Below are 24,859 nucleotides of genomic sequence, written 5' to 3' on the forward strand. Positions count from 1 at the left end.
TTAACAGTGGCTATTTGAGTTTCTAAGGAAGTACATATGCAAACATCCGCGATTTCAGCACCACCTGCAATGCGCAAATGGGGGGATAACGCTCTGTCTATCAGTGTCTCTACTTGGTTAGCAACGGCATTGATTGGGCAGTGGTTATTTGTTGCTTATGTGGTGCTGTTTTACGGTAAGTCGCTGATTGGTAATGATCTACAACAATGGTCACAAGTGCTACCTAATGGCATTGTTGAGGGGGAACCTTTTGGCAACTTGATGATAATTATGCATATCATGATCCCCGCATATGTGATGATAGCGGGTGGCTTGCAGCTCATTCCTATGATCCGCAATCGTTTTCGAAAATTTCATCGTATTAATGGCCGAATTTATTTAACCACTGCAGTACTGACAAGTGTTACCGGTATCTTCATGATCCTGACCCGCGGCACGGTTGGTGACGGCATTCAGCATCTTCTGACTACGTTTAACGGCTTACTGATTTTGTTGTTTGCCTATTTCACTGTTGATATGGCAATGCGCAAAAATTTTGCCGAGCATCGTCAATGGGCGATGCGATTGTTCGTGGTGGTCAGTGGTGTGTGGACATTTAGAGTCATGCTGATGTTTTGGTTGACGATAAACGGTGGCCCCGTGGGAATTGATTTTGAAACCTTCACCGGACCGGCAATAAAGATATTGAATGTGGCCCAATTTGCATTGCCGCTGATCGTGCTTGAATGCTATTTCGCCGCCAGTAAATCAACCAGTCAGCTATTTAAAACCAGTGTGTCTGGTTTGATAGTATTAACCACCTTGTGCATGGCTGTGGGGATTTTTGCCGCTTTCATGGGAATGTGGCTGCCACGCATAAGTTAACCTTCAGTTCAGGTTAGTTAACCTAGCAAACAAGGTTGTAAGTGTTTGGCTATGTGCTGTGGCTGGGTTAGTAGCATCATGTGTGCGGTGTCTTTCAGGCACATATAATCGCTATTTTTATTAGTTTTAGCGTAGCGCTCAATATCGTTCGCATTGGCAATTTGATCATGCTGGGCACAAATGTAATGGACCGGAAAAGAGCACTGAGACAGAGGTAGGGATAAATCCTGTCGTGGTGTGGTTGCGGTGATATGCGCTTTGAGTACCGCTGTCCCTAAGTCTTGATCCATTTGCTGCAACACCTCCACAATCTCTGTTTGAGTCAATTCGGAATCGGTCAAATAGGCGCGCAAACGGGCTTGGGTCAAAGGTGCCTTTTTTTGCTTGTTTAAAGTAGCTAATAGCAATTTACGCTTTTGCAGTTCACCCTGATCCAATCCTTTAGGGTGATAGCCAATTAGGGTTAACGAGGCCACGCGAGATGGGTTTTGCAGCGCTGCCAATGAAGCAATGTAGCCGCCCATGGAAAATCCGACTAGATTGACTTTTTCTGGGTAGGTGTCAATTCTGTCCTGCGTCAACGCCAGCATATGCTCGAGCGACTCGGCCCACTGTAAGGGCACGTAACTGCGCTGTGCCAAATCGAGTTCGCGCCAAAGCGGCATCCACACCCGCTCGTCACATTGAGTTCCAGGTAAGAAAAGGGTGGGCGTGCTAATGTGCGTCATTCGATTGGTCTTATTGATTCAAATTCTTGTATGATCATATCAAAGGCGTGGCCTGAACACTCAACAAAAGCGAAATTCATGACAGATCGACAACAATTAACATTTAGTCAGCGCCTACTAACGTGGTTTGACCAACATGGCCGCAAGGATCTTCCATGGCAGCAAAATAAAACTCCGTATCGAGTGTGGATATCGGAGATCATGTTGCAACAAACGCAAGTGAAAACGGTAATCCCTTTCTACCAGCGTTTCATGCAGCGTTTTCCCGATGTCATTAGCTTAGCAGACGCCCCCATCGATGAGGTACTGCACCTGTGGACGGGTCTTGGTTACTACGCTAGAGCACGTAATTTACATAAAGCCGCTCAACAAGTTCGAGACCAGCACGACGGTAAATTCCCTGACAGCTTGGCTCAACTGATCGACTTGCCAGGTATTGGTCGTTCTACCGCAGGTGCGATTTTGTCTATCGCTTGTGGTCAGTCGATTAGTATTTTAGATGGCAACGTAAAGCGAGTGTTGACTCGCTACTTGGCCATTGAAGGATGGCCAGGCAATAAAGCAATCGAGACCCAGTTGTGGGACTACGCGGATCAATTTACACCAAGCAAAAACGCCGATCTCTATACTCAAGCCATCATGGACTTAGGGGCAACGCTGTGCACCCGAAGCAAGCCAAACTGTGACCAGTGCCCAATGCAGGTTAATTGCTTGGCCTATGCTCAAGGTCGGCAAACGGACTATCCAACCAAAAAGCCCAAAAAAGCGATCCCCACTAAAACCACCGTGATGCTGCTGCCAAAATGGCAAAATCAAATTCTTATTTACAAACGTCCTGCATCAGGTATCTGGGGCGGACTGTTTGGCTTTTACGAAACAGACGATGTCAGCGAACTTCACAGCGCAATCACAGGGCTAGGCATTGAGCATTTTAGCACCGAAGAAATGCAAGCTTTTCGACATACCTTTAGCCACTTCCACTTGGTCATTCAACCAATTCTGGTGCATCTTCAACAACCACCGACGAGCATGGTCATGGAGCAAGAAGTGCTGTGGTATGATCTTGGCGCACCACAAAATGTCGGATTAGCTGCGCCAACCAAGAAACTTTTTAGTACACTAAGCAAAGATTATTAATGACGTTAAAATGGTATAGCAATTATGAGTAGAACAGTGTTTTGTCAAAAGTTACAAAAAGACGCCGATGGACTGGATTTCCAACTCTACCCCGGAGATTTGGGTAAGCGCATTTTTGACAACATTAGCAAAGAAGCATGGGCCGACTGGCAAAAGAAACAAACTATGCTGATCAATGAAAATAAACTCAACATGATGCAGCCCGAAGCCCGCAAGTTTTTAGAAGAACAAATGCAAGGTTATTTATTTGAAGGCAAAGAGCCCGATATCGAAGGGTATGTGCCCCCGACTAAATAGCCGAAATTGGGCTAACACTGGATTTTTGCACAAATATTGCCGACTTTTCGCACAAACCAGCGATAAAGGTCGAAAATATACGAAAAATCGGTTGACTTGAAAGCCAAGAATCCGTTTAATACGCACCCACAGCGCTGGCAAGACATTATTTAGCGCTGTTGCAAAGACCTTAGGTCAATGCCTCGATAGCTCAGTTGGTAGAGCAGCGGATTGAAAATCCGCGTGTCCCTGGTTCGATCCCGGGTCGAGGCACCATTATTCAGAAGGCTCGCATTTATGCGGGCCTTTGTCGTTTCAGTTGTCAGGGCCACGCATCGTGCCCCTGCGCTGCGCGCGCGTCTCGATCCCGGGTCGAGGCACCATTATTCCATGAGCCCTGCATGCAAATGCGGGGCTTTTTCGTTTCAATTGTCAGGGCCACGCATCGTGCCCCTGCGCTGCGCGCGCGTCTCGATCCCGGGTCGAGGCACCATTATTCAGAAGGCTCGCATTTATGCGGGCCTTTGTCGTTTAAAATTAAGTGTCATCCCAACAACCACAATCAAAACTAAGTGTCATCCCGGTGGCGCTCGTTCATATCTGTCATCCCGGTGGCGCTCTTGGGCCGGGATCTTCCAAATGCCTGCTTGCACTCAACTATGAAGGGCTATTACGGAGATCCCCGATAACAACATTCGGGGATGACGTAGCGGAATGTCATCCCGGTGGCGCTCGTTCATATTTGTCATCCCGGTGGCGCTCGTTCATATTTGTCATCCCGGCAGTGCTCGTTCATATTTGTCATCCCGGTGGCGCTTTTGTGCCGGGATCTTCCAAACGCCTGCTTGCACTCAACTATGAAGGGCTATTACGGAGATCCCCGATAACAACATTCGGGGATGACGTAGCGGAATGTCATCCCGGTGGCGCTCTTGGGCCGGGATCTTCCAAACGCCTGCTTGCACTCAACTATGAAGGGCTATTACGGAGATCCCCGATAAAAACATTCGGGGATGACGTAGCGGAATGTCATCCCGGTGGCGCTCGTTCATATTTGTCATCCCGGTGGCGCTTTTGGGCCGGGATCTTCCAAATGCCTGCTTGCACTCAACTATGAAGGGCTATTACGGAGATCCCCGATAAAAACATTCGGGGATGACGTAGCGGAATGTCATCCCGGCAGTGCTCGTTCATATTTGTCATCCCGGTGGCGCTCTTGGGCCGGGATCTTCTAAATAGTGTTAAATACTTTTTCAACCCAACCCAACCCTTGCTTCGATCCGGATGTAAATCAACAAGACGACACTAACGTTAATGAATCATGGGTATTTTATGAGTAGAAACCCCTATTTTTTATACCGTTAGTTCACGATAAGCTGTATCGATATTTTGTGCCTATATGGAAGTAGAATGAAAATTAACCTAATTACGCTTTGCCTAAGTAAATTGTCTTCAATTGCAAAAGCCAATGCACTTGCAGATATTGGTCATCGGGTAGCACAAATAAACGGCACTCGTCACCCGCTAGAAACGTATACACACCGCTTAAACCTAAATTAAGGGAATAAAATGCAAGGGAATCTGCGTCACTTCGCGAACTTATTTACATCCAAACAGGCTGGATCCAACATGCTAAAACCAACTTTTATTATCTCTTTGGTACTGATCAGTTGTGTGTCATTGAGCTTTTCACCCACCGCTTTCGCCAAGAAAGATGACGATGACAAAAAGCAGAAAAAAGACAAAATCGAAGTCCAGGTACTGCAAAACAAAGAACACAACGAGTGCATGTTTATGGATGACGTTGTGATCAGCGTGAAATACAAATTGAAGTCGATGGATTACGGCGTGCTAACGGCTGAGCTGAGTAATGATGGCAGCAACTTCTATGAAGCGGCTAGCTTGGATATCGACCGCGGCAACAGCAAAGTTATCATGAGCTTTGATGCGGGCGCTTGCGCAACCGACATGCGCGTTGTCATCAAATAGTTAATCAATGCAGGGTTAACCAAAACACCTAGTTTTAACAAATTCGTTTACTGAAATATTAATTTGGTCGTGGGTTAAACCGCGCCTTCAATGGACTGTGTCGTGGATGCAGATAATCAAAGAGGAATATCCCATGGGATTTTATCGTAGTTTAAGTTTGGCACTATGTTTACTTAGTGTTGCCAACGTCACTAAAGCAGAAGTGGTTGGGCTGACGGAAGGTCAATTTAGGGTTGACGAGTCTGGCGCAGCAACTTACACGATGCCTATCTCTACACCGGCCGGACGCGCCGGCGTGACGCCCTCGGTGGCATTATCCTATTCCAGTAACAATATGTCTGAAGGTCCGGTTGGTGTGGGCTGGTCTGTCAGTGGCATGTCCTCGATTTCTCGCTGTCCTCCCACGCCTATTCATGACAATAAAATCCAAGCGGTGCAATACAATAACCAAGATAAGCTGTGCTTGGACGGTCGCCGACTGATCCTTACCTCTGGCACCTATTTGGCACCCAATAGTGAGTATCGCTTTGAGGTTGATGATTTTAGTAAAATTATCGCCCGCAATGGCTCTAGCAGCAATGGGCCAAAATATTTTGAAGTGCACAACAAAGCCGGTGAAGTACACTATTACGGTGATGCTGACACCATTAGTACCATGTTTAGTAACCACGACGATGCGTTTGTCGAGCCCGGCGGCACCACTGCTGGCGTAACTGCTAAATCGTGGATGTTGAAAGTTGTTAAAGATATTAAAAGTAACTTTATCTTATACAATTACAACAAAGACACCGCCAAAGGCTCGGTGTATCTCGACAGTATTGAATATTCAGGCAACATGACGCTGGTGAAGCAGCCCTTCGCTAAGATCCAATTTATCTATCGCGACTATGATAAAGGCTTTAAAGGCTACTATGCAGGCGCACACTCTTATCACGACCAGTTACTAGAGCGTGTAGACACCTCGATTGACAATGACATTTACCGCTCTTACTTCCTTAGCTATGAAGAATCTGCCTTCATCGAAGAGCGCACCTTACTGACTTCGATCCAAGAATGCCCTGATAACGATTCAAATATGAGTAATTGCCGTAAGCCGACGACCTTTGAGTGGCAACGTCCGGCACTGGCGAGCAGCGGCACACGACAAGTGTGTGAAACCGAGCCTGGAGTTCCCAATTTTTGTTATGAGGCCCCTTATTCAACCAACTACAACCCGTTTCCTTCTTCTAGCACGGTGTCTTATTCTGCACCGAATCACTACACCACTCAGGTTATTGATATCAATGGTGATGGATTTCAAGACCTGGTATATGTTGACGGTAGTTACTGGTACGCCAAGCTAGGTCCCTATTTCAGCTCACCTAAGCAACTTTCGAACAAAGGCACGGGCAAAAAAGAATACGCGATGAGCATCGACTATGACGGTGACGGTGTGCGTGACTTATTAGTAGCTGATAGTAAAACATCTAACTGGTATGCCATTTCGTATCAGCCCTCTACCGGCACTGCCACTTTTTGTCCACCGGGCGAGCCGTGTGAAGAATACACCTATACCACATCGGTTAGTGTTAAAAACCTTGGCGTTGTCGCCACCGGTTTAGAAGGCGAAGCGCAGATCATGGATGTCAATGGTGATGGTAACGAAGATATTGTTTACCGCACTGGCAAATACCTTAAAGCGCACCTCAACGATGGTGATGGCACCTTTACCGCCAATGTAAATCTATACACCTTTGCCAGCACACCCTCATCTGGCACCTTAAACGACAGTTATATCCAGCAATCAGGTGACATGAAATCGGCCAGCCAGATTGATGTTAATGGCGATGGTCGCTCTGATTTGATTATGAAGGTAACCACCACCACCGGTGGGTGTTACAGAAATGGCCAATACATGCCATTTGTTCATAACAGTGCCGAGTGTCGCTATGACATAGGTGGCACCTGGAGTACGTCAACTAGCACCACTAACAAAGTGTATTTGGCCACCGGCACATTAACCTCACCAAGTTTAACCGAGCTGATTAGCTTTAGTGGCTATGTGGATAATATTCGGGTAGCTGATTTTAATGGTGACGGTCTTAGTGATTTGGCGTATGTCAGCAGCAATAAATGGTACTACCGGTTGTCTAACGGCAACACCTTGCTTGCTGCGCGAGAAATGGGCTTGGCCACGGCATCGAACCGTAAAGACTACAACCAATTTGTTGATTTAAACGGTGATGGCCGCGCGGATGTATTGCACGCAACCAGTACCTCTAATTGGGCAATTTACTTTTCACGTCCCACCTCAACCGGGGAGTGGATATCTTTTGAATATCGAGGCAGCAAAGCCTTTGATAATAACGCAGTAGTACGCTTTGGCGATGGTAATGGTGATGGCAAGCTGGACATGCTGACCTCCACCGGTAGTTCGTGGAAGCAATACTACAATCGCAAAAACATCAAAGAATTTGTGATATCTAAAATCACTAATGGCTTCGAGGTTCCTACTACCATTGAATACAAGCCGATGACCAACACCAGCGTATATGTGGTGCAAGGCTCAGATGAGAATGTTGACTCAGACACGGTGTCACCTATATCGGGCGCTTCTTTGGTCAGTCAGGTTAATACCCTCGTTAATAATAACGCCTATGTGAGCGTGAAGTATCAATACGGCGGCATGCTATTCCATAAAAAGGGCCGTGGTAGCTTAGGATTTCAAATGTTGCGCACCACCGACTTACAAACCGGTGTGGTGTCTGAAACCCAATACTCGCAAAAATACAGCGGCAATGATTTTGCCACCATAGGTATGCCGATCTATTCCGAGCAGCGTAAAGATGGCCATTTACTGTCCCAAGCAACCAATACCCTAGCGGTTATGGGCACCGCACAAGGTGGTTTGTTCCCTTATATTTCAAGCTCTGAAGAGCAAAGTTATGTGTATAACACGAATGGTACCAGCACGCATCTAAGTACCACTGTGACTGACAATACCTATGATACTTGGGGCAATCCCACCGTGATCGATATCAGGGTCACGGATGTTAGCAATAATCAATACATGAGCACCAAAACCACCAACACTTGGGGTAATGCTACTGAACAGCAATACGGCCGCCTGAAGAAAACTACGGTGGTGAAAAACAGAACCGGTGATGAGAACAATAAAACCCGCGTTACTGATTTTACCTATCGAAGTGACATGTTACTGGCGGGCAGCGTGGTTTCACCTGGCAGTGCGGCCACCAAACTGACGACCACCTATAGCTACGATGCTTATGGCAATAAAACCCAAACCTCAGTTACCGGCTATTCCACAGCAACGGGCAGTAATCAAACTCGAACCTCAAAAGTGGTGTATGGCTCGCGCGGGCGATATATCGACTATGAAGAAAACGCCTTAGGTGAGCGCAATACCTACAAGTATGATGGTAATGCGGCAAGCTCGGCCAGTGGCGTCACCGACTTTGTGACCCAGACTGGTCCAAATGGTATTGCTACTACAAGCTATTACGACAGCTTTCAGCAAGTCACTGTCGTGGATCATCCCGACTCGAAAAGTGCCACGACCTCGCGCAGTTTCTGTAGTGGTTGTGTGACCAACTCCTATTTTAAGATCACCGAATCCTTAAGCGGTGCGCCAACCAAAGAAACCTTTTATGATAAGTGGGGCCGAGCCGTTACCTCTAGAGTGAAAGGCTTTGATGGTTCGTGGTGGACCACCAACGTGACTTATGATGCCCAAGGCAGACAAAGTCGTGCCTATGAGCCAAATTCCACTTTGTACACCGAAACCATTTATGATGAATTAAATCGTCCTGAAGAGATACGCAAGCCTAACGGCAGCAGTGTGCATCAATACTATAATGGTAAAGAGTCGCGTACCACTGACGAGCTAGGTCGCTACAGCTATACCTACAGCAACGGCTTTGGTGAAACGGCCTCAACCCGAGACCCTTTATATAACACGGTTACTTTCACTTATGACGCCTTTGGTAATCTGACCCAAACACGCACCCGAGCACACAATAAGAACAGTGACATCACCAATGTCTATGATGTTTGGGGTCGTAAAACCAGCATGACGGACCCAGTCAAAGGCACGTGGACATACACCTACAATTCCTTTGGTGAGCTGTATACCCAAAAATCAGCGCGCAACCATACCACCACATTCAGCTATGACATCTTAGGCAGAAAAGTGCGTAGCTATGAGCCAGGCGAAGGCACCTTGTGTTGGACCTATGGTACAACGGCCAATTTAGCGCAAAAAGCAGTAGGCAAGCTAATGTCTAAAGCTAAGTTCGAAGGCGCTAATGTGGCGTGCAACACCAGCGCAACGCCCACCATTAAACATAGCTACACCTATGACTCATTAGGGCGTATGTCTACCCAAACGACGCGCATTGAATCTACTAATTACGTGCAATCACAAACTTACGACAGCTACAGCCGCCCTGACGTGACAACTTATCCAACAGGGACTGAAACAGTAGCGGCGAAATCGCACTACAACAGCAATGGCTATCGTTATAAAACCACTCGCACCAATGACAACTACTTGCTAAGTGAAGTGGTTACCATGAACAGTCGCGGCCAAGTGACCGAAATGAAAAACGGTAACTTGGTTACTACAACCTATGGTTATGACAGCCAAACAGGCTGGATGGACTCTATCGATGTATCTAAAGGCTCATTGCTGCATTATCTGGATATTAGCCATGATGACCGTGGTAATGTCACCTCACGTCGCAGTAACTATGCTTCATCGACTGGTATCGGTAGTGATTTCACCGAGACTTATACTTACGATGCGCTATATCGCTTAAAAACCAGAACCATTGGTGTTGCTTCTGGGTCATCGGCACTACCTGCTGACTTTAAGGCAACACAAACCTATAACTATGATAATTGGGGTAACTTTACCTACAAAACCGGTGCGGGTTATTACAAATACGATGCCACTAAGGTGCATAAACTCTTAGGCGTATACACCAATTCGAACTTCACGGGCACGAAATATACCTTTGATTACGATGATAACGGTAACGTGAAAACTGATGGAACGCGCGTATTCACCTATGCCAGCTTCGATAAGCCCACTCGTATCACCAAAGGCAGCGCCACCTCAGACATGAAATACGGTGTGGATAGAGAGCTGTATTACAAAGACGATAACTATGTTGAAAACGGCAGCAATGTTCGCTACCGACGTTACTACATAGGTGCCTACGAGAAAGTGGTGCGCACTGGCGGCAATGGCAACATGACCGAGCATAAGTACAATATCGGTAATGCGATACTCACTTACCGCAGTGGCTCAAACACCATCAGTTTTGTGCACAAGGATAACCAAGGGTCGGTTATTTCCACCACCAACCACCTCGGCCAAGTGACCACACAAGACATATACGACCCCTTTGGTAAACAAAGTGAAGTGTACCGAAGCTCAGTGTACCTAACCACGTATCCGCCTATTACCGACAAAGGCTATACCGGTCATAAGCAAATGAACCATGTGGATATTATTCATATGAACGGTAGGATCTACGATCCAACTTTGGGGCGATTCTTACAAGCTGATCCGCACATTCAAGCACCTGGGAATTCTCAGTCGTATAACCGTTATTCATATGTGTTGAATAATCCAATGTCTTATACTGACCCTTCCGGCTACTTCTTTAAAGCACTAGGAAAGTTTGTTAAGAAGTATTGGAGAACTATTGCCGCTATTGTAATTAGCGTTTACTTGCCAGGTGCGGGAGGGCTTCTACAGGGCTGGGGTGTAACAAGCACCATTGCTCAAGGGGCTATAACGGGCTTCATTGCAGGAGGTGTAGCCACAGGCTCTCTAAGGGGGGCGCTAGTCGGAGCATTTTCAGGTGCTGTGTTTGGACAACTCCATAGTATGGCTCCAGGAGCTGGGAAAGTTATAGCTCACGGAATGGCCGGAGGGTTAAGTAGTGTGCTTAACGGTGGTAAGTTTGGACACGGATTCTTATCTGCTGGTTTTACTCAAGCAATGGGTAACGTAAAAGGAATGTTTGTAGAGGGAGCTACTAAATTTGCTGACCGCTTTAGTAATGCTGTTAAAGCTGCAATGGTTGGGGGCACGGCATCGGCTATTAGTGGGGGAAAGTTTGCAAATGGAGCTGTGACAGGTGCTTTCTCTCGCTTACTTAATGATGATGCGACGGCTTCTCGAAAAGCTACAATCGAAGCAAAATGGAAGAAAATGGTTGGCGAATTTAATGATTCTATAGAAGAAGCTTATCAAATGGGGCAAGACCGTGATATTGACGGTTATATTAAGAAGGTTGGAACCAATGGAGACTGGGACTTTAAGAATAGAGCCGAATATCGGAATTTAGCTGGGGTAGAGGAATTTGGTAACTATGCATTCGGTGCAACTTCTCAAGCCTGGGCTGATGGATATACAGGAGGCATCTCTGTTAAGTTTTCCGATATTAGTATTGATTTAGCAATGAGGGGGGCTGGTTATTATCAGCAATATTACCAGTCCAAAAATTACAAGGCATCTGATGGTACAGCATTTGACTATAATGACTATCCAGGTAGCACAAATTATGGTGATAATTGGCGAGATCAGGCCCATGTCTGGATGGGAGCTAAACATTACTACAGACTGAAAGGTGCGAACTAAAATGAAACTTGGGTGTTATACATTAAGGATTATATTTTTAGGCATGATTTTTGTGAATATCAGTGCTTGCTCTAGTGAGCAAGCACCCTCCTTTGAAAGCGTAAATGCTGATGTGCTTAGTAAAATTGCAACCTATGAAGAAGTTGCATCTAAGGTTTTGCTTTCAGGCGCTGATCGAATTAGTCGAACAGGTATTTACCCTAAAGGTGTTATCAATGATGAAGAAAATGAATGGTTTTTAGCTAAGTTTGATGAATTGAACTTGAACAATGGTGTTCAAGTGGATAAGGAAGATCAGATTGTAGAGTTTCTATATTGGTCTACAGGGCTAGTAAGTCGTGGGCAATCCCTCGTTGTCTTAAAATCAGGTTTAGAACTTAAAGACTCAGTTTTTTATGGTAACAAAATAAAAAACAATTCGATTGAATGTAGGGTAATTAAGGAAGGTTGGTACGCCTGTTTGTCATAACGGGTAATGATGACGTAATAGTTAGCTTTAAAAATGAAAGAATTGCAGTTTTTTACTGAGAAAGTCTTAAGCAGCCCTGGTGAAAGGCTGTTTTCTGAAGCGTTTAAAGAGTATCAGTCATATATTGAAAGCAATAAATCCAAATTACCGGATACAGTTGTAAATATTGTTAAGTCAGACTGGTATTTCAATGCAAGAGATCCGAGATGCCCTAAAGATGGTTGGCTAATTAAGCAGAGAATTGAAAATGAGTTTAGCACTACTGAACGACAGAAAAAGCCAGCAGAGTATGAAATAACATTATTAGGAGCTTATCACGATTGCCACCTTCACTTTGTATACAAATCAGTGGTTGAGATAGATGCGCCAGGTAATGCAGGCTCTTTATTGGAAAAGGACTATGACCCTTGGCGTATAGATGAGTTTTCAAGGAGAGATGATGGATATTTAGTCCATAAAATATATTTCTTGTCTGGAAAGGTTTGGACAATTAAATGTCAAAGTTTTGAATTTGGGGTTACTAATCTATAGAACGCTAGGAATATACTTCATAACCAACGATTAACCTTATGATACAGAGCTACTTCATAGTTGAAAAACATGAGCTAAATCAAACTGTATTATCAATAAGCACGCTATCAACGTGATAGAGTGGGCCGATAGGATAATAAAAGGATAAGGTGGCGAGTTGTCTACGCTTGCGCAATACAGGGAAATAAAATGAACTTTGAAGTATTGGTTGAAGATGAGTTTTTAAATCTTTGCATAGATGACTCTCTAGAACATGTTAATAATAAAACCGTTTTATCTTTACTTAACGATTATCAAGAAGGTAAATGGCGGCACAGTAAGTTTCACAATTTTGTTTGGGATAATATCGCTGAAACTTCTCTCTCTTATACTGAGCGTGAAAGCTTAGTTGATCAGTCACGTAGCAGGCTGGTCGAAGCGGCGCAAAGTCTGCGGCTAACCGACTCTCCTAAAGATATAGGTAAAGGAAGCGAACTAGCCGAAATAGTGCTTTACGGGATTATGAAGCATCACTTCAAGGCTCTGCCTGTTGTTCCAAAGATTTTTTATAAGCAGAATGCCCAGGATAACGCTAAAGGCGCAGATAGCGTTCACATTGTGCTAGATGAAAATGATGATTTTACAATATGGTTTGGTGAGGCTAAGTTTTTTAATGACATTAGCGATGCTAGGTTGGGGGATATTGTTCAATCAGTAGGAAACTCTCTGGTAGCTGATAAACTAAAACGTGAAAACGCAATCATTACAAATGTGAGCGATATTGATCAACTGATTGAGTGTGAGCAACTTAGGGCAGACATCAAACAAGCCCTCAATCATAGGGAGTCTATAGACAATATCAAGCCCAGATTGCATATACCTATTTTACTGCTTCATCAATGTGATATTACTGCTGCACACGATTGCTTTTCCGATGATTACAAACAGGCCATTGCAGATTTTCATCGTGATCGAGCAACTGCGTACTTTAAGAAACATATTGAGAAACTGGCAGCTACACACCTTTATGAGTCGATATCTTTTCATTTGATACTTTTCCCCGTGCCGGAAAAAGCCAGAATAGTGAATAGGTTCGTGGCAGATGTGAAGCATTACAAGGAAGCAGCCAAAGATGAATGATATGTTTGAAAAAATGCATGATATTAATGACTCTATCAATGCAGGACAGATGGATGAGGCAAGAAATCAGGTCATTAAGGTGCTGGCAGAAATTGAAAAGACAGAGCAAGAGTTTCCTGAGCCACTGAACCACTTTATCAGAACTGTTGGCCTGTACCCTTACCTTCAATTAGATAAAGCAACATGGCAGGAAAAGTTTGTCTATGAGTCCTTTAAGGTTGACGTAGGTGATGCCGATGTCACCTTGCATAGAGAACAGTCTCTACTTCTTAAGAAGCTAATTGAGGGAACTGATATAGCGGTAAGTGCTCCGACAAGCTTTGGTAAAAGCTTTGTTATCGATTCATTTGTTTCACTCAAACAGCCTCAAAATGTTGTCATTATTGTGCCAACCATTGCCTTAACGGATGAAACGCGTAGAAGGATGCAACGTAAATTTGGTCACGAATATAAAATAATAACGACTACTGATGTTGAGCTAGCAGAAAAAAATATATTTATCTTCCCTCAAGAAAGAGCTGGCAATTATCTGAATGTGCTTGAAGTAGTCGATATCTTAATTATTGATGAATTCTACAAAGCAAGCAAAACGCACGACAAAGAACGGTCGCCGTCATTGCTAAGGGCAATATTGAAGTTAAGCAAGATTGCAAAGCAACGGTATTTCTTAGCCCCCAATATTAAGCACTTAAATGAAAGCGTTTTTACTAAGGGGATGGAATTTGTTGAGCTTGACTTTAATACTGTATTCCTAGAGAAGCATAACGTTTATCAAGATCTTGATGATGAGTCATATACCAAAAGTGATGCTTTAGTGAAAATACTGGCGGAAAATCAAGGCAAGACACTAATTTATGCTGGTACGTACTCTAGTATCAGCGAAGTGTCTAATTTGCTAATAGACTCTAAAGCACCGTCAAAAAGTCTTTTGCTACAGCAATTCGCGGTATGGTTGAGTAAGAACTATGACCGAAATTGGCAACTCACTAATTTGATTAAACGTGGTTGTGGCCTGCACAACGGCCAGCTCCATCGATCTTTGAGTCAATTACAAGTGAAGTTGTTCGAGGAAAAAGACGGGCTAAATTGTCTAGTGTCTACATCTTCAATTATTGAGGGTGTGAATACCTCAGCTGAAAATGTTGTACTTTGGAGGAATAAAAATGGCTCATCTAATTTAAAGGACTTCACTTACCGTAATATTATTGGTCGTGGTGGTAGGATGTTCCGTCATTTTATCGGGAACATATTCTTACTTGAAAAACCTCCCCGTGCTGAAGAAAACCAACTTGATTTAGAGTTTAGTGATGAATTGGCTGCCAGTATTGATGAAGGGGCATACTCCGCACAGCTTACGCCAGAGCAAATAGCCAAAATTGTTGCATATAAAGAAGAGATGTCAGAAATTTTAGGAGAAGAGTCTTTTAGCCGTTTGCAGCATGAAAACGCTTTTAATGACAGTGATTCATCCGTGGTGTTAAAAATATCAAGAGCACTTTCAGAGTCCCCTGGTAACTACACTGGACTTGGCTTTTTGAATTCTAACGACCCAGAACAGTGGGATTGGTCGCTATACAAGGTATTAGAAACAATCCCTGGCTACATTGGCGCACCGTATCGTCAATTTGTAGAATTCATAAAGTGTATAGCAAACAACTGGCATATGAACTTTCACCAACTTCTAGATGAATTGGACGAATACAACATAGGGATTGAAACTTTCTTTGACTTAGAAAGGAGAGCCAGCTTTAAATTCTCTGCTTTACTGAATGAAATCAATTTAATTCAACAAGAGTTGTATCCAGAAAACAATATCGACATATCGCCGTTTATTGTAAAGGTATCACATGCATTTCTCCCTCCAAACGTTTACAGACTTGAAGAGTATGGGCTTCCACGTATGATTTCTAAGAAGGTTCACTCATCTGGCTTAATTGACTTAGAGGATGAAGAAACGCCTATACATGATGTTTTAGATTCCTTTAATGCGCTGGGTTTTGAACGAGTATCAACTTGCTCTGATGAAATAGATGTATTCGACATATACATTTTGCAGCACTTCTTTGAAGGCATAATTTCTCCAACAAGAATTTAATCACCAAACTAGCGTGACTACCAATAGGTGGTTGCGTTTTGGCTCATACAAAAAGTCACGGCAAATTAATCATCTTCTAATTTATGGGGGAGGTGGTTACGCCACAATTAAATATATTTGACTGTTCCAAACAGGCATAAGTCCTGTTCCAGCGAAATTCTGACTAAGTGGCTCAGCCTATCGGAATAGTGGTTCAGAAACACCATAATTTACACATGTATATTCCGATAGAATGACCCGTTGTAACTCGAAATCCAGTTACACCTATCCATTTTCCTTGGAACATTAAATTGTCTTGTTTGGAACATACCTGTTTCGATAGTCATAATCCAACTCGTTAAGCTTAGTTAGCTTTTTTTCGTCAAAATAGATAAGAGAGACATACGCAAAGAGGTACGGATAGTTTTCGATGCCTTTTGTTTTATCCCAACAGTCTAGATTTTTGAGTAGGCAATTTATCTTTTTCCAACTGACATAATTAAAAAGCTTCATCTTATTTTTCTTATGTGACAGGCCAAATTTATAGCTTACGAATTTAATAATTTGACTCGCTGCTGTGATCACCTTTTTTACTTGTTCATCAGATTTCCGTTTACCAAAGCCCAAAGGGAAATCTGAAATTGGGAGATTGCTATTCGGGAGGGTAAATGGCTCCGCCACTGAGACGTTGGTATTGAATCGTTGGTTTATCAGTTGGTATAGCAACGCCGCAAATTTATCATCATATCGAATCGAAAATAGTCGTAAGAATAGTTTATGAGTTTCAACGGATGAAACGGTGTCGGGCCATTCAGCACCAACACTTGTTCGCCAGTTGTTTTGTTGCCAATGATGGTAAATCAGCTTCACGGTGAGAACATCTAGTGTATTTTCAAATCCGATCTCGGTTCTCAATATCTTTAAATAAAGCTCCCCCTCTTTTTCACCGACGATACGTTGGTATGTTTTCGGCTGAAGATTCGAAGCAACTTCAAGTAAGTCTGCATTATTTGGTTCAGGGCAATTCAATAGAAACCATAGGGGATGATAGAGAATCGAACTTGAGCCAGGTAAAACTGACTCAATTGCCTTCACTTTTAAGTCGTTTCGCAGCGGCTGACCATTGTATTTATCGTTCCAATATTTGGATTTTTGCTCGTTAAAACCATCAAGGTGAGATGCCCCCAACTCGCTGAGGCGAATAGGCAATTTATAAAGTGAAATTTCTCCCAATCGTGATCTCAGTTCTGCTACCCACAAGCTTGTAGCAATGCCAGAAAGTTCACCTGACAAATTTTTATAATCATGGAATGAATACATAGCAATCTTCTAACTATTTCTTCTTTTCACTCCTCCTATTTTTAGGAGGAGGCAGCAGATTAATACTAACTATCTGAACTTCTTGTTGTTTTTAAAATAACGGGCGGAGGATTGGTGTATTTCGAACTGCTCAAATGCCATACAAACTCCTCGCATTCAAATATAGGCTTAATTTGTCGCAACTAGTAACTAACAGAGGAGAACAAATGAGCGACGAGGAAGTACAACAGCTCGCAAAACAATTGGAAGCCGACTTATTAAAGCTTTATGGCTCGCCAATGTTGAGCGGCGAAAAATTACAACGAGCAATGGGCTATAGAACGGTGGATGCTTTGCGACAGGCAATATTGAGGAAAACAATACCTGTAAAAGTATTCAAATTAGCTAATCGCAGAGGTCAATATGCATTAGTTAAAGACGTTGCTCTATGGCTAGCAAATCAAGCAAGAAATGATTAGGAGAAAGACGATGGTGTTAACGAAAGAAGAATTTATTGAAATGCTTAGAAAGTGTTTTGAAGAAAATTACTACATTTGTCCATTCAGCAGAATGATACTACCGAAGGCTGAACAGGCTCATGCTAGACCTAAACAACCCAATACAAGAGTTTCGGAGGCAATATCCAGAATCAATAATTAAACAGGTTTACACTGGCGTAGAAAAGACAAAAGCCCACGAGGTAGGACTCACAGGCTTCTGAGTTTGTTATCGAAATTGGCGTTCCGATAAACAAATTCTTGTCGAACAGAGCTTTGTTGTCAAGGTATCAAGTTTTGACTGATGCTTATGAGCACTGCTGCGCCTTCATTTTTACAACTAATGAAGGTTAAACACAATGTTACCGATACATACTATCCGCGAAGTAATTCGCATTAATACTATCTTCCCAGAGTTATCTGACCGGAAGGTTGCAAAGTTAGCGCTTTGTTCACACCAGTCTGTTGGCAGGTTGAAGAAGAAAGTTAAGCAGTTGGCAATCAACCATGCAATCGCTTTGCAGTTCAAAGACAAAGAGCTTGCTGAAACCTTGTACCCTCGTATTCATGGCTCCGAGACGAATCGTCGTGAACCGGACTACGACGAGCACTATAAACAGTCGCTAAAGAAAAACGGTAAATCCAAAACCGTCTTGTATTTAGAATACCGTGCTAAAGATTCAGAAACCGCGCTTAGCAAAAGCCAATACTTTGCCAAAGTTCGTAAATACCTCAAGAAATGCCGTTTAGCGATGCGTCAACAACACCTTGCTGGTGAGGTTGTATATATTGATTATGCAGGTACAAAAATTAGCTACGACAAGGACGGCAAGAAAGTATGGCTAAAAGTATTTGTAGGCGTGCTTGGTGCATCTAAAAAGATCTTTGCATTTGCCACACCAGGTGAGCGAACTGTTGATTGGATAAATGGAATAAACAGGATGTTTGAGTATTTTGGTGGGGTCACTCAAGTTATCTCTATTGATAATGCTAAGGCTTTAGTTACCAAGGCGGGTGTTATTCCCATCCTCAACAAAAACATAGCCCTTCTAGGGGAGCACTATGGCTGTATTATCGATGGTTGTCGTGTTGGGAAACCACAAGATAAATCGTTGGCCGAGCTTGGTGTAAAGTTTGTCACACAGCGTGTTTTACGCCCGATGAATCAGGACTTACAGTTTTTTTCTATTGATGAAGTGAACGCTTTTTTGGCACAACAAGTGGAATGGCTAAACAATTTACCACTGCAAAAGTTAAAAATCACGCGTAATGAATTGTGCAAGCAAACGGATGAGCCAGCATTGCGACCTGGGCCTTCAAGACCTTTTGTTGTGGTAGATGACTTCAAAGTCGTGAAGGTGCCAGCGGATTATCACATTGAATATGATAATCACTACTACTCAGTTCCATATACGTTAGCGCATGAAGAAGTCGAAGTCATTGTGACTAACACGCATTTAAAGGTAGTTCACCAACATCAAGTTGAAGCCATGCATCAACTTAGCAATGAAATCAACGCTTCAAGCACACTAAAAGAGCATCTTTCTCCTGCACATGAATCGGAATCTGAAAAAACAAAGGACGAGTACATGAAGTGGGCCAGTGAGGTTGGGGTGAGCACTGAGACTTATGTTGAGCAACAGTACGGCTTGGTTGATAACCATAAATCCCGCGCTATTGGTAAACGTATCCAAAACCTGATGAAACTCTGTAAGGGAAAAGATCTTCGTCAAATTGAAAGCGCTTGTGATTACGCCATTCAAAACGAAGTCGCCCCAAATGAAATGGGGATGGTCTTTAAGATGCTAGATTACGTAGCCACCAAAACACCTGCACTTATGAAATCCACGACTCATCAAAACATACGCGGAAAAGCGGCATTTGGAGGTTCTTATGATCACTAGACAACGAGTGGAGACGAAACTAAAAACATTGAAACTTACAGGTATGTTAGCGGGGCTAGACAACCAACTGGTTAGCGATGGATTTGAAGACATGTCGTTTATGGATCGGCTTGATAATTTGTTAGATCAGCAAGTGATCAGTAATCGAAACAAGCGCATATCATCGCTACAAAAGCAGGCTAATTTGCGCTGGCCTCATGCACTACTTTGTGATGTCGATTATACCTTGCAAAAAGGGCTAAAAAAGCAAGTGATAACCAATCTAGCAGAGCTTAATTGGTTAGAAGAGGGTCGCCATATCACGGTGACAGGTGCAACGGGAACTGGCAAAACACATTTGGGCTGCGCCTTTGCCAATGAAGCGATATTGCGTGGTATTCCGGTTAAGTTTTATAAGTTCCAAAATTTATTGACCGAACTTATCGCAGCGGATCAAGAAAATCAGCTCGCAAAATTTAGAAAACGATTGAGTCGGTTTAAGTTGTTGATCATTGATGATTGGGGGATTTCAATGCTGAGTTCTGCCCAGCGCCATATGTTGTATGACTTGGTAGAGTCCAGGGACAAACAGTGTTCAATGCTCATTACCTCTCAATACCCTGCGTCGGATTGGTACGATGCGTTTGGCGATGAAACGATTGCTGAGTCAGTTCTAGATAGGATTGTTCATTCCTCCCACAAACTGAACTTAACTGGTGTGTCAATGCGCAAGGTTAACGGCGTAGAAGGAGGTAATCATGAAGATTAAACTAGCGCCACTGCTAAATGCAGACTCTCTGTTGGATGTGAGTCCGTTTAGCGAGTTTGATATCCAAGTTCGAGAGCAGTTCTTGCCGTTAACTCAAGGGCTTTATCATCAGAGTTTACTTGTTGAGGAATCGCCACAAATATATCTACAGCAATATTATGGGGTTGGAACTGACGATATAAAGAACTACCAACTTGGCTATTGCAATCGCCAACTTGGAAAACAGTTACCTCATCATCGTTCACATGATGGCGTGAAGCTTAGAGGAGCGCTGTCGCATTTGAAGATTCTACGACCAAGTGGTCACGAGAGTTTCAGAGGCTGCATTACTGTTCCGGTCTATTACGAAGGCGAAATTGTTGCGTATTACGGGGAGCGGATAGATCGTGCTCGACGCGGCTCTTCAGCAAGCTATTGGCACCCCATAGAGAAGCCTGCCATTTTTAACATCGATCACATCGAAAACATGCCATGTGTTTTTATGTGCCAAAGTCCACTGGTCGCAATTCAAATGATGGATGCTTTTAGTAGCAAAGTCATCGCTACAGATGCCTCCTACAGCCTTTGTGATGAGGATCTTCAGTGTTTGGCAGATAAAGGAGTGCAATCAGTAATCGCTGTTAAGCATATTAATGTCGATAGACTCACGTTAATGAAATTGGCGAAACGGTTGTCTAGATTTGGTATCCAGTATGAGTCGATCACCCATGCACATGGAGGTTCATATGGCCGAGCATGAACGTGATGATAGCGATTTCATCTTTTTCATGGGAGTTTACGAAAAGCACTGCCTGGCCGAAGGCCAGTCAGTGCGAACCGTAAAAACCAAGCGATGTAACATTGGTATGTTTGTAAAGTGGTGCTTTGCAAACAACATTGTGATAGTAGGTGAAGTGACCAAAAATATCGTCGAGCAGTACAAAGCAGACCTAGCGGGAATGGTAAACCCACGAACCAACGAGCTACTTAGGAAAAACACTAAGCGTCGCCGCATTACAGACGTAAAAACGTTCTTTAAAGAGCTGACCTATCTTGAGCATTTTGAGGTTAATCCATTGGAAAACCTACGGCTGCCCAAAGTGCAAAAGACAGTGCCAACGGCTTTTCTAACGTTTGAAGATATTGAGCTTATTTTTGATCAAACAGTGCCTTACGGTGCTTTTGGTGAACGTGATAGAGCAATGTTGGAAACGTTTTACAGCACAGGTGCTCGCCGCATGGAAGTGGCAAACCTTAAATTGACGGATATCGATTTCAAAAAGAAACAGATTTTCGTGACGGGTAAAGGTGATAAAGAACGTTACATTCCTATTGCTAATAGAGCTTGTGATTGGATTAAGCACTATACCGCTAATGTTCGTCCTAATTTAGTGAATTTGAAGTCAGGTCTAACGTTGTTTCTTGATAATCAAGGAATGAAATTCCGAGAAACGCAGATGTCTGATTTGGCTAAAAAGTACATTCTCAAAGCCGGATTTGATGTAAATGCAGCGTGTAATGTGTTTCGTCACAGTGCAGCCACACATATGCTAGAGAACGGCGCTGATATTAGGGAAATTCAGCAGTACCTTGGTCACGCCGATTTATCTACAACGCAGGTCTATACACACGTTACTAACGTTCAGCTCAAAAAGACCTACCAGAAATCTCACCCCGCAGCTAAAAGCTCCAAAAAGAGCATTGCTTCACAGCTAAGTCGATACAACAAAGGAGGAAAAAGTTATGAAAAAGCTCTCTGATTTAAAGCGTATTTTTAGCGAACAAGGTCATGCGATAGAGTTTGGCTGTAGCGAAGCTGAATATGAAAAAATGGTCGAATTGTGCCACGAAATGAACAGTCGGAAATCGGTATGTGTGGTTGCTAGTTGGATTTGGTGGGACATTACTTCCGATAACCCAAGTTTTCCTCAACCTACTTATATTGTCAAAGCTGATAATGTGCTCTTTGATGAGAAAGGACGGTTTCCGGTGGGTGGATGGGTTAGAACCTCTCCACTCAAAGCGTTGCATCAGAACTGTATTTTTGAGACAGGAAACACGTTTTATGTTCTGGTTGGAGAAGGAACTCGTAAGGAGGTTTCGGCGAGCGATGCATTAGCATTTTTCTGATCAGTCAAGCTGATTTCCATTGTAATAAAATCTAAGCCACAGAGTGTGGCTTTCTTTTTTATTCGACTACGGTTTTGTAGTAATTGTTGAATTTAGTCCGTAATGGGACTATATTGTAATTAACAAGTTAAAGGGGAAATCATCATGCCTGCATTAGAAAATAAAGTGCTAGCTCAAAACCCAACCAAAACTGCTCAGGTAGCACTTAAGGTGTTCTTTAACATCATGAGTGAGTGGAATGTAAAAAACCAAGATCAAATCACTTTACTTGGTAAGCCAGGTTCGACAACTTTTTATAATTGGAAAAAAGGACAGGTATCCAGCCTATCAGTAGATACGATGGAGAGAATCTCTTACATTATGGGTATTTACAAGGCGCTAGGTATTTTGTTTCCGACTCGTGAGCAAGCGGACGCTTGGATCAAAAAGCCTAATGGTCATTTTAACAATGAATCGGCGCTAGCCTATATGCTAAAGGGTAGCATGATGCACTTGAACGATATGCGGAGATACCTTGATGCCCAACGAGGTTAATACAGTCTTACCTGACTGGGAGAAATTGCACCGTTTAGTTCCCAGTCACTTCCCTCCCATCGATTTATTCGAAAATGTTGCCTCTCCAGATGAGCTTGAGATCGTTTTTGCAATAGAATCAATTACTAATGACAGGCTCAGGGAAGATGTTGGTGATTTGGCGCTTGTACCTGAGGAAGAGAGAGTTTCTGGTCCTGGCTCGACACCTGTTATGGCTGCATTTACTCATATTTCTATTCCTACTCGATTCACTGATGGAACAGAGTACGGTGTTTATTACGGAGCAAGAGATTTAAATACGGCATTTGCTGAGACCATTTTTCATCGAGATAAGTTTCTGGCAGCAACTAACGAGCCTGATACTGAACTAACGATGCGCTGCTATATCAACAAAGTAGCACTTGAACTCCATGACGTTAGGGGCGACGAGTTTGAGAGTTTATATACTGATGATTACGTAGCGCCTCAAGAGTTCGCAAAGGAAATCCGTGCGCAAGGGAGTAATGGTTTGTTGTATAGAAGTGTTCGTGATGAAGGTGGCGAATGTGTTGCTGCGTTTAAACCTAAAGCTGTAACAATTCCAGTACAAGGTGGACATTACAAATACATTTGGAGTGGAAAAAAACAGAGAATAGAAAATATTCTAGAAATTAACCTCATCAAATAATCCTTCTCAAAACCGTCAATATTATTTATTGTCTAATTTGCTCTAATAGGCTGATTAAAAGAGGTTTATTTAAACCTCTTTGATCGTTCTTTGTCTGCGCACATATGAACGGTCGGATCTACGATCCAACCTTGGGGAGATTCCTACAGGCTGATCCGCATATACAAGCACCAATGAACAGCCAGAACTACAACCGCTATAGTTATGTGTTGAATAATCCATTGAGCTATACAGATCCGAGTGGCTATTTCTTTAAGAAAATTGGGAAGTTCCTTAAGAAAAACTGGAGGGCTATTGCATCAATAGCTCTAGATTATGTTACATTCGGTTTGGGTACTGGTGTCTGGGGGCTTGCTGGGTTAAGTGGCTTATCAACTGGAACGTTAGTTGGCTGGGGGGCTGCTTCAGGTTTCGTCTCTGGAGCTGTATCGACAGGTTCGCTTAAAGGTGCGCTTCAAGGGGCGTTCAGTGGGGCCATATTTGGTGCAATAGGAGCATCAGGGTTATCAGGGCTAGAGTCATTTGCTGCTAGTGGTCTTACAGGTGGGATCATATCAGATTTACAAGGTGGTAAATTTGGGCACGGCTTTATAAGTGCGGGTATAGGAGCCGCTATGGCGGGTCGCTTTGGCAAAAATCCATATGCTCAAGTAATAGGCTCAGCAGTAGTTGGAGGTACTATTTCTAAGCTTACTGGTGGTAAGTTTGCAAATGGAGCATTATCAGCTGCATTTGCTACTGCTTTAAGAGCCGATTGGAATAAAAATCCAACACCTAAAGGATCTCAAGTCGCATTTGTAGGTGGTGCAGCCGATGATAACCCAGCAGGCTCAAGAGTTGTAAAAGATGCATACGAGGCACATATAACAAAATATGGAAAAAATTCTGCTGCATACTTTGAATGGACAGAACATGAAAAGTTTGCTCTGTGGGTTGATCAAACAAATGGAAATGGCACAGTCATTGCTCATAGCTACGGTGCTGATATGGCCGCACAAGTTGTTGCCAATGGTCATGCCGTGAATAGGTTAATTACAGTGGATCCTGTAGGCTGGGTAAGGCCAGATATGTCTCAAGTCGCTGCAAATTCTAATGTTTGGCAAAACTACGATGCAGGAGACTCTTTAAATAATTGGAACAATATCGTAGCAACGGCAGGTGGAGCATGGAACTCTTTACCTCAAGGGCATGCTACTACCCATCAAAGATATGGGAACTTGGATCATGTTCAAATTTGTCAAGTATTCTGCAAATATTAAGGA

General features: G+C 43.3%; 21 protein-coding genes and 1 tRNA gene. 20 read left to right on the plus strand and 2 right to left on the minus strand.

The annotated features are described in order from the left end of the window. The first annotated feature begins 36 nt into the window (after positions 1–36). Positions 37–864 (plus strand): DUF2306 domain-containing protein, encoded by an 828-nt coding sequence (locus ABD036_RS09645; RefSeq protein ID WP_343859191.1) that lies wholly within the window; start codon positions 37–39, stop codon positions 862–864. A 17-nt stretch (positions 865–881) separates the two neighbouring features. Here the strand turns inward: ABD036_RS09645 and ABD036_RS09650 are convergent, their stop codons facing one another. Then, positions 882–1,592 carry an alpha/beta fold hydrolase gene (locus ABD036_RS09650; RefSeq protein WP_343859192.1) on the minus strand — a complete coding sequence of 237 codons (711 nt, stop codon included), beginning with the start codon at positions 1,590–1,592 and terminating at the stop codon, positions 882–884. Positions 1,593–1,670: 78 nt separating this feature from the next. Between ABD036_RS09650 and mutY the strand changes: the two genes are divergently transcribed. The 10 genes from mutY to ABD036_RS09700 all read left to right on the plus strand — a co-directional run bounded on the left by mutY (position 1,671) and on the right by ABD036_RS09700 (position 15,860). Beyond that, positions 1,671–2,729: an A/G-specific adenine glycosylase gene (gene mutY / locus ABD036_RS09655; protein WP_343859194.1), complete on the plus strand. Its 1,059-nt coding sequence runs from the start codon at positions 1,671–1,673 to the stop codon at positions 2,727–2,729. A gap of 24 nt (positions 2,730–2,753) precedes the next feature. Continuing rightward, a complete protein-coding gene (locus ABD036_RS09660; protein ID WP_343859196.1) occupies positions 2,754–3,026 on the plus strand; it encodes an oxidative damage protection protein in 273 nt (90 codons plus the stop codon). A 179-nt stretch (positions 3,027–3,205) separates the two neighbouring features. Next, positions 3,206–3,281 (plus strand) — tRNA-Phe (locus ABD036_RS09665). A gap of 1,134 nt (positions 3,282–4,415) precedes the next feature. After that, complete coding sequence (locus tag ABD036_RS09670; RefSeq protein ID WP_343859198.1) at positions 4,416–4,565, plus strand: hypothetical protein; 150 nt, start codon at positions 4,416–4,418, stop codon at positions 4,563–4,565. A 69-nt stretch (positions 4,566–4,634) separates the two neighbouring features. Further along, entirely contained in the window at positions 4,635–4,994 is a 360-nt protein-coding gene (locus ABD036_RS09675) for a hypothetical protein (protein WP_343859199.1), read from the plus strand. Between the two features lie 133 nt (positions 4,995–5,127). Further along, positions 5,128–11,646: an FG-GAP-like repeat-containing protein gene (locus ABD036_RS09680; protein WP_343859200.1), complete on the plus strand. Its 6,519-nt coding sequence runs from the start codon at positions 5,128–5,130 to the stop codon at positions 11,644–11,646. Between the two features lies 1 nt (position 11,647). Then, the gene (locus tag ABD036_RS09685) at positions 11,648–12,115 is read left to right on the plus strand and encodes a hypothetical protein (protein ID WP_343859202.1); all 468 of its coding nucleotides are present in this window, start codon (positions 11,648–11,650) and stop codon (positions 12,113–12,115) included. 33 nt (positions 12,116–12,148) lie between these two features. After that, the gene (locus ABD036_RS09690; protein WP_343859205.1) at positions 12,149–12,646 is read left to right on the plus strand and encodes a hypothetical protein; all 498 of its coding nucleotides are present in this window, start codon (positions 12,149–12,151) and stop codon (positions 12,644–12,646) included. A 189-nt stretch (positions 12,647–12,835) separates the two neighbouring features. Beyond that, complete coding sequence (locus ABD036_RS09695) at positions 12,836–13,765, plus strand: HamA C-terminal domain-containing protein (RefSeq protein ID WP_343859208.1); 930 nt, start codon at positions 12,836–12,838, stop codon at positions 13,763–13,765. Next, the gene (locus ABD036_RS09700) at positions 13,758–15,860 is read left to right on the plus strand and encodes a DEAD/DEAH box helicase (protein ID WP_343859211.1); all 2,103 of its coding nucleotides are present in this window, start codon (positions 13,758–13,760) and stop codon (positions 15,858–15,860) included. The genes ABD036_RS09695 and ABD036_RS09700 overlap by 8 nt, the downstream gene beginning before the upstream one ends. 285 nt (positions 15,861–16,145) lie before the next feature. Here the strand turns inward: ABD036_RS09700 and ABD036_RS09705 are convergent, their stop codons facing one another. After that, positions 16,146–17,159: a hypothetical protein gene (locus ABD036_RS09705; protein WP_343859213.1), complete on the minus strand. Its 1,014-nt coding sequence runs from the start codon at positions 17,157–17,159 to the stop codon at positions 16,146–16,148. A gap of 206 nt (positions 17,160–17,365) precedes the next feature. On the opposite strand from ABD036_RS09705, the gene ABD036_RS09710 reads away from it, so the two are divergent. From ABD036_RS09710 to ABD036_RS09750, 9 genes are all read left to right on the plus strand, one after another. Further along, positions 17,366–17,617 (plus strand): hypothetical protein, encoded by a 252-nt coding sequence (locus tag ABD036_RS09710; RefSeq protein ID WP_343859215.1) that lies wholly within the window; start codon positions 17,366–17,368, stop codon positions 17,615–17,617. A 377-nt stretch (positions 17,618–17,994) separates the two neighbouring features. Next, on the plus strand, positions 17,995–19,539 hold the full coding sequence (istA, locus tag ABD036_RS09715) for an IS21 family transposase (protein ID WP_343859217.1): 1,545 nt from the start codon (positions 17,995–17,997) through the stop codon (positions 19,537–19,539). Then, complete coding sequence (gene istB, locus ABD036_RS09720; protein WP_343859218.1) at positions 19,529–20,287, plus strand: IS21-like element helper ATPase IstB; 759 nt, start codon at positions 19,529–19,531, stop codon at positions 20,285–20,287. The genes istA and istB overlap by 11 nt, the downstream gene beginning before the upstream one ends. Beyond that, positions 20,277–21,026: a hypothetical protein gene (locus ABD036_RS09725; protein WP_343859221.1), complete on the plus strand. Its 750-nt coding sequence runs from the start codon at positions 20,277–20,279 to the stop codon at positions 21,024–21,026. The genes istB and ABD036_RS09725 overlap by 11 nt, the downstream gene beginning before the upstream one ends. Continuing rightward, on the plus strand, positions 21,013–22,026 hold the full coding sequence (locus ABD036_RS09730; RefSeq protein WP_343859223.1) for a tyrosine-type recombinase/integrase: 1,014 nt from the start codon (positions 21,013–21,015) through the stop codon (positions 22,024–22,026). The genes ABD036_RS09725 and ABD036_RS09730 overlap by 14 nt, the downstream gene beginning before the upstream one ends. After that, positions 22,010–22,396 carry a DUF6957 family protein gene (locus ABD036_RS09735; protein ID WP_343859225.1) on the plus strand — a complete coding sequence of 129 codons (387 nt, stop codon included), beginning with the start codon at positions 22,010–22,012 and terminating at the stop codon, positions 22,394–22,396. Before ABD036_RS09730 ends, ABD036_RS09735 begins: the two co-directional genes overlap by 17 nt. A gap of 144 nt (positions 22,397–22,540) precedes the next feature. Then, complete coding sequence (locus ABD036_RS09740; RefSeq protein ID WP_343859227.1) at positions 22,541–22,930, plus strand: MbcA/ParS/Xre antitoxin family protein; 390 nt, start codon at positions 22,541–22,543, stop codon at positions 22,928–22,930. Next, the gene (locus ABD036_RS09745; protein ID WP_343859229.1) at positions 22,914–23,597 is read left to right on the plus strand and encodes an RES family NAD+ phosphorylase; all 684 of its coding nucleotides are present in this window, start codon (positions 22,914–22,916) and stop codon (positions 23,595–23,597) included. The genes ABD036_RS09740 and ABD036_RS09745 overlap by 17 nt, the downstream gene beginning before the upstream one ends. Positions 23,598–23,701: 104 nt before the next feature. After that, complete coding sequence (locus tag ABD036_RS09750; RefSeq protein WP_343859231.1) at positions 23,702–24,856, plus strand: RHS repeat-associated core domain-containing protein; 1,155 nt, start codon at positions 23,702–23,704, stop codon at positions 24,854–24,856. The last annotated feature ends 3 nt before the right edge of the window (positions 24,857–24,859 follow it).

It is taken from the genome of Aliiglaciecola litoralis, assembly GCF_039523355.1.
GTDB lineage: Bacteria > Pseudomonadota > Gammaproteobacteria > Enterobacterales > Alteromonadaceae > Aliiglaciecola > Aliiglaciecola litoralis.

Coding starts and splice junctions, on each gene's coding strand:
- ABD036_RS09750 (WP_343859231.1), top strand. CDS start 23,702: ATGAACGGTCGGATCTACGATCCAACCTTGGGGAGATTCCTACAGGCT.
- ABD036_RS09745 (WP_343859229.1), top strand. CDS start 22,914: ATGCCCAACGAGGTTAATACAGTCTTACCTGACTGGGAGAAATTGCAC.
- ABD036_RS09705 (WP_343859213.1), bottom strand. CDS start 17,159: ATGTATTCATTCCATGATTATAAAAATTTGTCAGGTGAACTTTCTGGC.
- ABD036_RS09700 (WP_343859211.1), top strand. CDS start 13,758: ATGAATGATATGTTTGAAAAAATGCATGATATTAATGACTCTATCAAT.
- ABD036_RS09725 (WP_343859221.1), top strand. CDS start 20,277: ATGAAGATTAAACTAGCGCCACTGCTAAATGCAGACTCTCTGTTGGAT.
- ABD036_RS09710 (WP_343859215.1), top strand. CDS start 17,366: ATGAGCGACGAGGAAGTACAACAGCTCGCAAAACAATTGGAAGCCGAC.
- ABD036_RS09670 (WP_343859198.1), top strand. CDS start 4,416: ATGAAAATTAACCTAATTACGCTTTGCCTAAGTAAATTGTCTTCAATT.
- ABD036_RS09690 (WP_343859205.1), top strand. CDS start 12,149: ATGAAAGAATTGCAGTTTTTTACTGAGAAAGTCTTAAGCAGCCCTGGT.
- ABD036_RS09695 (WP_343859208.1), top strand. CDS start 12,836: ATGAACTTTGAAGTATTGGTTGAAGATGAGTTTTTAAATCTTTGCATA.
- ABD036_RS09735 (WP_343859225.1), top strand. CDS start 22,010: ATGAAAAAGCTCTCTGATTTAAAGCGTATTTTTAGCGAACAAGGTCAT.
- mutY (WP_343859194.1), top strand. CDS start 1,671: ATGACAGATCGACAACAATTAACATTTAGTCAGCGCCTACTAACGTGG.
- ABD036_RS09675 (WP_343859199.1), top strand. CDS start 4,635: ATGCTAAAACCAACTTTTATTATCTCTTTGGTACTGATCAGTTGTGTG.
- ABD036_RS09685 (WP_343859202.1), top strand. CDS start 11,648: ATGAAACTTGGGTGTTATACATTAAGGATTATATTTTTAGGCATGATT.
- ABD036_RS09660 (WP_343859196.1), top strand. CDS start 2,754: ATGAGTAGAACAGTGTTTTGTCAAAAGTTACAAAAAGACGCCGATGGA.
- ABD036_RS09650 (WP_343859192.1), bottom strand. CDS start 1,592: ATGACGCACATTAGCACGCCCACCCTTTTCTTACCTGGAACTCAATGT.
- ABD036_RS09645 (WP_343859191.1), top strand. CDS start 37: ATGCAAACATCCGCGATTTCAGCACCACCTGCAATGCGCAAATGGGGG.
- ABD036_RS09730 (WP_343859223.1), top strand. CDS start 21,013: ATGGCCGAGCATGAACGTGATGATAGCGATTTCATCTTTTTCATGGGA.
- ABD036_RS09680 (WP_343859200.1), top strand. CDS start 5,128: ATGGGATTTTATCGTAGTTTAAGTTTGGCACTATGTTTACTTAGTGTT.
- ABD036_RS09740 (WP_343859227.1), top strand. CDS start 22,541: ATGCCTGCATTAGAAAATAAAGTGCTAGCTCAAAACCCAACCAAAACT.
- istB (WP_343859218.1), top strand. CDS start 19,529: ATGATCACTAGACAACGAGTGGAGACGAAACTAAAAACATTGAAACTT.
- istA (WP_343859217.1), top strand. CDS start 17,995: ATGTTACCGATACATACTATCCGCGAAGTAATTCGCATTAATACTATC.